Origin of the sequence: Bradyrhizobium nivariense, from assembly GCF_029846695.2 — a bacterium.
GTDB lineage: Bacteria > Pseudomonadota > Alphaproteobacteria > Rhizobiales > Xanthobacteraceae > Bradyrhizobium.
On the sequence record NZ_JARWCR020000130.1, the window covers coordinates 1 to 8,219 of the forward strand.

Consider the following 8,219-nt stretch of genomic DNA (forward strand, 5'->3'; position numbering starts at 1 on the left):
ACCGTTGTCAGGCGAGGTTCTGCGCTCAAGCGCTGGGGCAGCAAGCTGGCCAAACGCATCGGCGCCAAAAAGGCCAAGGTTGCCGTGGCTCGCAAAATGGCTGTCATCCTCCATGCTATCTGGACCGGCCGCGAGATTTTCCAGCTTGTGGGCGTTCCTCTCGGCCTGAAGCGCAGATTTCAATTGGCTCTGACGGGAAAGCTCTTCCGGGGTGAGCGGCATGAGTGATCGGTTGCAACGAACGGGACTTGCGAGACGCGTACTTGGAATCCTGCCCAGGGCGCGCGATTAATTCCTAGCGCCTGGGCAGAGCCTAAGCCCCGTCGAAGGCAGTTCGTGTTGGCTACGAGGATACGCTATCTCTCCTCGACGGCCGATGCCATGAGAAGTCGCGCTAGGATGATTTTACGGCCGGCTCGAGCCGCCCTGCCCATCCTCACATCCTTTGGCCAAGAGACCGGTAGTAGCGGTATTGGTTCGAGCCTGCCGGATGCTCGAACTGGAAGCAACCCGCGAAATTCTCGATCGCTTGCATGACCCCTTTCAGGGACGGGGCCGTGAAGGCATGGGTCTGCCCCGTCGACCAATGCGAGAGGTAATTGCTCACGATGGTTGCCACCGAGGTGCCGAGGCCGGCGAGTTGGGCAGGCTCCAGGACCAGGCGGCCAGCGGCGCTGTGGAGATCGACGGCTGCCCTGATGGCGTCTATAAGGTTTTTCGCCATGTGCTTGTCGTCGTTGAACGCAATGCCGATAGGCACCGGAATGCCGACTTTGGAGATGATCTCCTCGAGCTTGAACTCGAGATACTGTCTGATACGGGGAGCGGCATCATCGGTGTTGCCGGTATCCAGAAAGGCGTGAGTCGCATCGCGGATCTTATGGATTGCGCCCGACTGTGGCAGCACCGATGTTCGTGCCGTGCCCTGAATGCACTGATGCCACCAGCCGCCCTCGTTGGCATTTGTGTTGAACAGCTTCTCGAGGACAGTGTCGTGGCTGAGAAGGATGACCTGTGGGCCATCGGGGACGCCGGGCCGGGCGAATTGTTCCTTGAACACGTTCATCAGGTGGAACTGGTGTCCGGAATCAAAGCTCGATGTTACGTCATCGAGAATCAGAAACTTGGCGCCCCCACCATAGAGCGAAGCGGCCGCCAAATAGACGCTGATCGCAAAGGCGTTGCGATAGCTTTCGGAGAGAACGGCTTGGGCTGAGACGTCCGGCAGCGTCCAGAACTGAGCAAGCGAGATGGAAAGATCCTCGCTGCCGGTGCGCTTCCTCAGGGCCGGCACGACATCGGTGTACATGATCGCTGCGAAGATATTTCGGCTGACGGGCTCGATCGCGGCGAGCCGACGCGCACTCGCCGCGGATTCGGCGCTTGCGAAGCATGAGCTGGCTGTGTCAAGGAAGCTCTTGACCCGGGCAATTCGCGCAAGCTCTGCAGTGATGGCGGACTGCTCTCTCCGCGCGGCGCGCAGGTCCGACAAATTGCTCTGAAGACGGCGTGCGGCTTCAGCCTTTTCCACCACAGCGGTGAGCTTGTCTGGAAGGCCCTTCTCCAGGGTGAGTTTCCTGTCGGTCAACTCTTTGACGTTGGCGAGCGCGCGCTTCCTGAGCGTCTTCAGCCATTCGGCGAGCGCGCGTGCGCGCACCCCGTCCAGCGCCCCCTTCAGTCCCACGTCCTTTGCATCGGAGAGCTGGGCCGGCTCATCTTCCTGGCGGCCCAACCGTTCCAGCTCGTCAAGCTGATTCCAGCCTTGTTCGGTCCACTCTCGGGCCAGATTGGCAGACGCAGTCTCCACGGCCTCAAACGCCGCGATTTTGTCGCGAACGTGGTCGAGAATCGAACCGGGAGCGGATTGATCACATGTGGGGCAGAGGCACTTGTCAGCCCAACTGTCATCCTCAAGGATGGTTTCGCTGAGACCGTAGAGCTGACGAAACAGATCTCCTTGCGTAAAGTTTAGGGCGGCGTCGCGAGCATCGGCCAGTTCCACGATGCGGTTGGCATACTGTTCGCTTGGCGTGGCTTTCACGGCCTCTGACCACCTCGCCTCGTCGCGCAGGATTTTCGCGAGTTCTGTCCTTGCCTCACCTCCCTCGGCAGCCTTCGCTGCATCGACGCAACTTGAAGGATCGATCTCCTCGAACCTCCTCCCCGCGCAGAGGGGCTTGAGCAGTTCGATGCCACTGAGGGCGGAATGCGCCTTCGCGAGCATCGTCGCCTCGGCTTCGGCCGGATCGTATTCGTCGCCGACGAGCGCCGTGAAGGCCTCCTTGATATTGCCTCGGGCCCGCTGGACGGATACGGCGGCACTATTTTGCTTGGCTTCTTTGCCGGCGAGGCCGAAGTGATTGTTGAATGCCCTCGTGTTTGTCAGCGAGGCCAACCCTTGCCGCAGGGACGAGTAACGCTTCAGGCCCAGCAGCCCCGCGAACGAGCGCCCGCGCTTCTGCGGCGCAAGATCGATAAAGTCCTGAAATGTCTTTCCATCGAGAAGGACGAACTCGCGATTGAGGTCGGCGAGGATCGCATTTCCGTCTGCACCTGCGCTAGCCACAACGGTTCGCCCGCCGGCGGCATCGCGCCGGACCGTCACATCGACCTCGGCGCCGCCGCCGGCAGGCATAAGGGTCAGGGTGATCGTTCCCACACCACCCGCATGGAAGCGGTTCAGATAATAAGACGAGCCCTTTTCGGCCGCGGGCAGATCATCGAGTTTGGGAATTCGGCCGGTGATCGCGTAGACCACCGCATCAAAGATCGATGTCTTTCCTACCCCGTTGGGCGCGGAGATGGAGTTGACGCAATCCGTCTTGAGTTTGAGGACGAGAGGGGCACCCTCGTTGTTGATGCCGCGAAAGCCTTCGATAGAGACCTTCTGGAGATACCAGCCGCTCATTGTGCAGGGCCTTCCTCAGAGGCGGTCGGCTGGGATTCGACAGGCGAGGTCGCTGCATACAACGCGTCCAGGAGCGCATCGTGATCGAGAGCGATGTCCAGGCTGAGGCTTGACAGTGCCCCCGACAGGACGTCTGCCAGGGGATCGTCGATCCGCTTGAGCGCGGCCGAGAGCGCCGAGATGTTTTCATCAACGGTTCTGCTGTCATCGATTTCGAACGCAATTTCAGTATTCGTCACTATGCTCCCCCAAGCACATAATCGTCCGTCGTCGTCACACAATGCGGCAACGCAAATGATCGTCTTGCTACTGCTTTCGTGCACGCACGTGGTACGGATTCGGCCTCACATTCAACACGGCTAACGCGTTATCCACCTCGCAGACAGCGCGCCCTTGGTACTTTCCGTACGAAATTGATTCTGAGCGACCTCCTCAGCCGCGCGAGTAGGTTTCTTAGCGCCCCCGCGTCGCAATTCTGTTAAATGCGACAATCGGCTGAGAGCACGGCGCCGCAACCTTTGAGTCGGAAGCGGCGAGCCCGGCGAAGTGTCTTGCTCACGGGACGAGGCCCATTTTGTTCTCCCTTCCGGCCGAGGAGCCCGCGGGCCGATGACTTCAAGCTCGTCGGGTTAATGGCCCGCCCCTTGCTGCGCCGAGCCTGCAAGATCGGAAAGCAAGTACCTCACCGGGAGAGCCGAGTTACTTTCCAGCCCTGACAATCTCGACGTCGAGCTTGCACGCGCCGGACTTGAGCTCCAGGAAAATAGGCCTGCAGAATCCGCTCGGCGCTTCGAGCATCATCTGTTCGCCGGTGGATCTGGTTCCCTGGAAAACATATCGTCCCTGCGCCGATTCCAGGGGCCGCTTTGCTGAATTCGCCATCAAGTACCCGTAATTCTTGTCGTAGCAACCGCGGACGCTGGCATTCAGGTCAGGCAATTTTCCGGCACAGGTGAATTGCCAGGCGATCTCATCGCCAGACCGCGGCTGATAGCTCGCGCCGTCGTCCGCCTGTAGCGTGGTTTGGATGGACGTGTCCTCTCCGAACACCACCGAGAAGCGCCCGCCGTTGGGGTCTTGACGCACGACCAGTCTTGCCGATCGCCCCGAGACGATCCGCCTCAGCGAGACGACCAGATGCTCAATAGCCTCGTCGCGGGCAGGCGCCATCACAAGCACAAGCGCGGCCTGCTGGTCGAGTTCAGCCTGCAGGATCCCGGCGTATCTTTGCCGCTCCGCAAGGGAGCTCGGATACCCGGCACGTCCCAGATAATCCGTCCAGACGTCTCCGAGAGTCTTGCCACCGGGATAGTCCGCGCGGTCAAACGCGTTTGGCCCGAAATCCAACACAAATTTTTCTCGGGCCGCGGACATCGCCGCTGATAACCGCTGCGCAAGCTCGACCTTGGACGGTTGGGACTGGACCGCAGGATCAGCTGACTGTGCAAAGACGGGGAGCTCAATCGAAAGGAAGATCGCGCCTGCCAAGCCTAGACAGCAGAGAGCGCTCTTTAGTAGAGAGACGCAAAGAATTTTCAAGCAAGCCTCCTAAACATCTTAACTCGGACCACAACCTATGATTTGATATATGGAAATCGCATCCAATTTGCACTTTGCAAAAGCAAACCGCAACCATTACTTGCAAACTATATGATCGAAGAAATTGGCGCCTTTCTAAATGCCATACCCGGGGCGGCGGCGAGCCCTCTCGCCCTTATCGCGTATCTGGCAACGGTCCTTGCCTGGACGCTGATTGCGTGGCGGGTGAAACGCTTCCAGATCCTGATGGACAAGATCGAGAAGCTGAAAGAAGAAGATCGCCTGGAGGCGATACGTATCGAAACTGGCCGCGTCGTGCCGAAGGGAATGACCGCGGAGCAGTATCTCCGCTCGCGCATTCATTTCTTCATATTCGCGGGCTTCCTTGCCTTCTGCGCCACAGCGGTTTTCGTTGCCTCCATGGCTCTCGTTCGTGTGTACGAGCAGAAGGCTCGTGCGGACGGGTACATCAACGAAATACTCGGTCAGCCGTCCTCGTCCACCCTCGAGGCCCCCTCACCTTACAAGAGTGCGATCAACACACTTCGCAATGGCCGAAGCATGATAGTGGAGGCGCAGGCCGAGATAAGACCTCCGCTCTCGAAGGCAGATCTCGATCGAATTGTTGCCGAGTGGCAGCTCCAGCATCTGTCGGCGGATCAAATCAACGACCGGTTCGCAGAAGTGGCGGGAACGGCGCGGCTGAAACGGGCCAATCAGAAGCTGGGCGAGGTCACAGGCAGAATCGAGGCGATCTATGAGAAGCTCGCCAATTGCTTCCGAGCAGCGGAATGCAGGCCCGGCGATCAATTCCCCAGAATGTGCAATGCAGTCAAAGACATCCTCGCTACCATCGACCAGATCAATGCTTCCGCGCTTGCGATTCCGGGCGTGAATTTCAACGCCTCCGGGACGATTGCGACACTCGGTGGCGGATCAATGGACATCGATTTTACCAAGCTGGCCGCGCCAAACGTAACCTATCTGGGGACCGTGATCTGTGATCGACGTTAGGTCGATTGATCGCGCCTCTCGATTGGAACAAAGCTCGACAAGGCCTGTAATTTCGTCCTTTTACGAGGGTTGAGGCATCGGTGCAAAAAATAGCCGTCATTGGTCTCAGCCTGCTGGCGCTTCTTGGCTGCGCACCGGCGGCCGCCGCAGATTTGTCGACCACAATTGCGTCGATGATAGAGCCTGTACGAAGCGCCTACACGTTCCTGCATGAGAATCCCGAGCTGGGGAAGAAGGAGTTCAAGGCCCAGGCGTATCTTCTGGATGCGCTGAAGGGATTTGGCTTCACGGAGTTTATCGTCTCGACCGAAGCGCCGACGGCCGTGATCGCAGTTCTTGATAGCGGTAGGCCGGGACCAGTTATTGCACTGCGAGCTGAGATGGATGCCCGCCCCCTCGAGCTCAACGCGGTTGAGCCAATGTCTCACACCCCGCGCTCACGGATCGACGGCTTGATGCATAATTGTGGTCATGACATCCACGCATCAATCTTGCTCGGCACTGCTGCCATTCTGATCGCCAACAAGAACCGTATTTCAGGAAGGATCGTCTTCTTGTTCCAACCGGCCGAGGAAACCCCGGGCGGCGCCGATGACATTGTGCACGAGAGGATTCTCGAGCGCCTCGGGGTCAAGACAATCTTCGCCGAACATGTCGCTCCCGGCATGCCGATAGGGACCATCGCGATCGCACCAGGTTTTGCCTTGGCCGGAAGCAACTACTTTCATCTCAAAATCAAAGGGACGGGCTCGCACGCGGCTGCGCCCAATGAAGGCAGCGATACGCCGCTCGTCGCCGCGCGCATGGCGATCGAGCTGTCTGAGTATCCGGCTCGTCACCTTGATATCGCTAACAAGCCTGTCATCATTTCGGTCACGCGACTCCTCGCCGATGGCAATGCGGGCAATGTTATCCCCGCGGAGGCCGATGTCAGCGGCACCATCCGCAGCTTCGAGAATATCGCACAGGGCGAGAACGGCGAGCCCTCACTCAAGGAAAAGCTCGATCAGCTTGTCTCGCGAATGGCAGCGGAGGCGACTGTAAATTACGACTGGACGATCCGACCGGGTGCGCCGGCGACGCGTAACGAACCTGCGCTGTTCGAGCAGATCATCCCGCCTCTCGCACTGGCATGGCCCGGGGCGCTGGAGACCCACCCTGGGCGCGGCATGTTCTCGGAGGATTTCTCATATTATACGGACGTCATGCCCGCGCTGTACTTCTCCATCGGAGTCAGCAGGGACGGACGTGGACTGGCTGGAGTCCATACAAAGGAGTTTGATGCGCACCCCGATGTCTTCGCTCAAGGCCTTCGTCTCATGACGACGTTGGCCGTCATTGGGACCACTGGCAAAATGGACTGGCAATAGCCAAACGACCTGCGCCATCGACGCAACCTGGCCCGATGAGCGATAAGGCGACATCTGCGACTATGGTCGTCCCAACCTCAAGAAAGGGCGGCTAGGCTCCCGGGTATTGCAATTGCTGGGACTGCAAGGCAGGCCCAGGAAAGCCTTCTCGCCTGCCAAGAGAAAAGCTAGAATGGCACCTACTGCGCGAGGGATCGAAGCCGCACGGCCGAGACGCAAAGCGGCTCGATTGACGAGAGCCCGGTGCGCCGGCAGCCGCACGCGCTCTGGCCGAGCAACTCCGCCAAGACTTGAATCAGCGGCTCTAGATTTCCTCGCGTACATTCGTCTGCGCGTCGTAGATCCTGATCTGAAGCATGGGAAAACGCTTCTTTAGTTCTTCCGCCTGCCCTCGCGCCGTCTCTGGTTGCAAATTCAGTCTTTGAGCCGGCCGTCCACTTCAAGCGCATAACCAGAGGCCGGCAATTCACGGGTGGCAGCAACCATTTCATTCCCATTCTGCACTGAGGTGATTGGGAATGATGGGTAGCGTGAGTCGCCCAAACGGCGCCAGAGCCATCTACCCAAATGCGGTGATTGGCCAACGCACGTTGTGGATTGGCGCCTTGAATAGATCGCTTCAAGGATGGGCATTTGCATCGTCCGAACAGGCGGACGGCTTTCCACTTGCGCGGATGCATGCACGATAGAACCACGGCTCGACGTAGCTGCCCTTCCAGAGCCCCTGGCCGGTGCGCTCAGCCTCGCGCTGAGCTTCGCGATACCTGCCCTTCGAGTATTGGGGCCAATCCAACGCAAAGCCGCTGCGTACCAGCCATTCACCGACATCCCTGCCTGCGACCGAGCAGGTCGCGACCGTGCGGCCATACGGGTCGAGGCTGACTGGGACACAATTGACGGGACGGCGGGCAATGAAGACGTCAAGGTCGTTCGCGGCCTGCGCACCGCAACGATATTGCAGACTGTCTTCGCCGCGGCACAGCTGGCTGCTCTCCGGTGCATCGATACCCCAAAGCCGGATGCGCACTCCATGCATTTCCAGCGTGTCGCCGTCGATCACGCTGGCGTGTCCGACAAAATCGTCGGCCAAGGCCACGTTTGACAGAATGACGAGACTCAATGCGAGAGAGGTTCGACGCATCCCAACGACCTTGTAGCTATCGCAAATCTCGCGGATTTGATTTCGGCCAGTTTTCAAGTGGTATCGCCTTTTTGCCGAAGCCGTGCAGACGGACGATGACCGGCTTACCTCTGACCTGCCCCTGCCGATTTCCTCCAGTTGAAGTTAGAGTCCGGCCTTCTGAAGGACGGACAAATGAAGCGAGCCAGGTTTACGGAAGAGCAGATTATAGGCGTGCTGCGCGAGCATGAGGCCGGTGCGAAGACGG

6 protein-coding genes and 1 pseudogene are annotated in these 8,219 nt (G+C 59.1%); 3 read left to right on the forward strand and 4 right to left on the reverse strand.

What is annotated here, in order from left to right:
- A pseudogene (locus tag QCM77_RS44780) lies at nt 1–228 on the forward strand (hypothetical protein); the annotation flags it as partial.
- 208 nt (nt 229–436) lie between these two features.
- Here QCM77_RS44780 and QCM77_RS44785 read toward each other — a convergent pair.
- The 3 genes from QCM77_RS44785 to QCM77_RS44795 form a co-directional block, all read right to left on the reverse strand.
- A complete protein-coding gene (locus QCM77_RS44785) occupies nt 437–2,908 on the reverse strand; it encodes an AAA family ATPase (RefSeq protein WP_280097000.1) in 2,472 nt (823 codons plus the stop codon).
- Nucleotides 2,905–3,147: a hypothetical protein gene (locus QCM77_RS44790; RefSeq protein ID WP_280097001.1), complete on the reverse strand. Its 243-nt coding sequence runs from the start codon at nt 3,145–3,147 to the stop codon at nt 2,905–2,907. Before QCM77_RS44790 ends, QCM77_RS44785 begins: the two co-directional genes overlap by 4 nt.
- Nucleotides 3,148–3,607: 460 nt before the next feature.
- Nucleotides 3,608–4,447, reverse strand: coding sequence for a hypothetical protein (locus tag QCM77_RS44795; protein WP_280097002.1), 840 nt, complete (start codon nt 4,445–4,447; stop codon nt 3,608–3,610).
- Between the two features lie 111 nt (nt 4,448–4,558).
- On the opposite strand from QCM77_RS44795, the gene QCM77_RS44800 reads away from it, so the two are divergent.
- Nucleotides 4,559–5,461 carry a hypothetical protein gene (locus QCM77_RS44800; RefSeq protein ID WP_280097003.1) on the forward strand — a complete coding sequence of 301 codons (903 nt, stop codon included), beginning with the start codon at nt 4,559–4,561 and terminating at the stop codon, nt 5,459–5,461.
- An 80-nt stretch (nt 5,462–5,541) separates the two neighbouring features.
- A complete protein-coding gene (locus tag QCM77_RS44805; protein WP_280097004.1) occupies nt 5,542–6,831 on the forward strand; it encodes a M20 metallopeptidase family protein in 1,290 nt (429 codons plus the stop codon).
- A gap of 619 nt (nt 6,832–7,450) precedes the next feature.
- Here the strand turns inward: QCM77_RS44805 and QCM77_RS44810 are convergent.
- Complete coding sequence (locus QCM77_RS44810; RefSeq protein ID WP_280097005.1) at nt 7,451–7,972, reverse strand: thermonuclease family protein; 522 nt, start codon at nt 7,970–7,972, stop codon at nt 7,451–7,453.
- Nucleotides 7,973–8,219 lie beyond the last annotated feature (247 nt).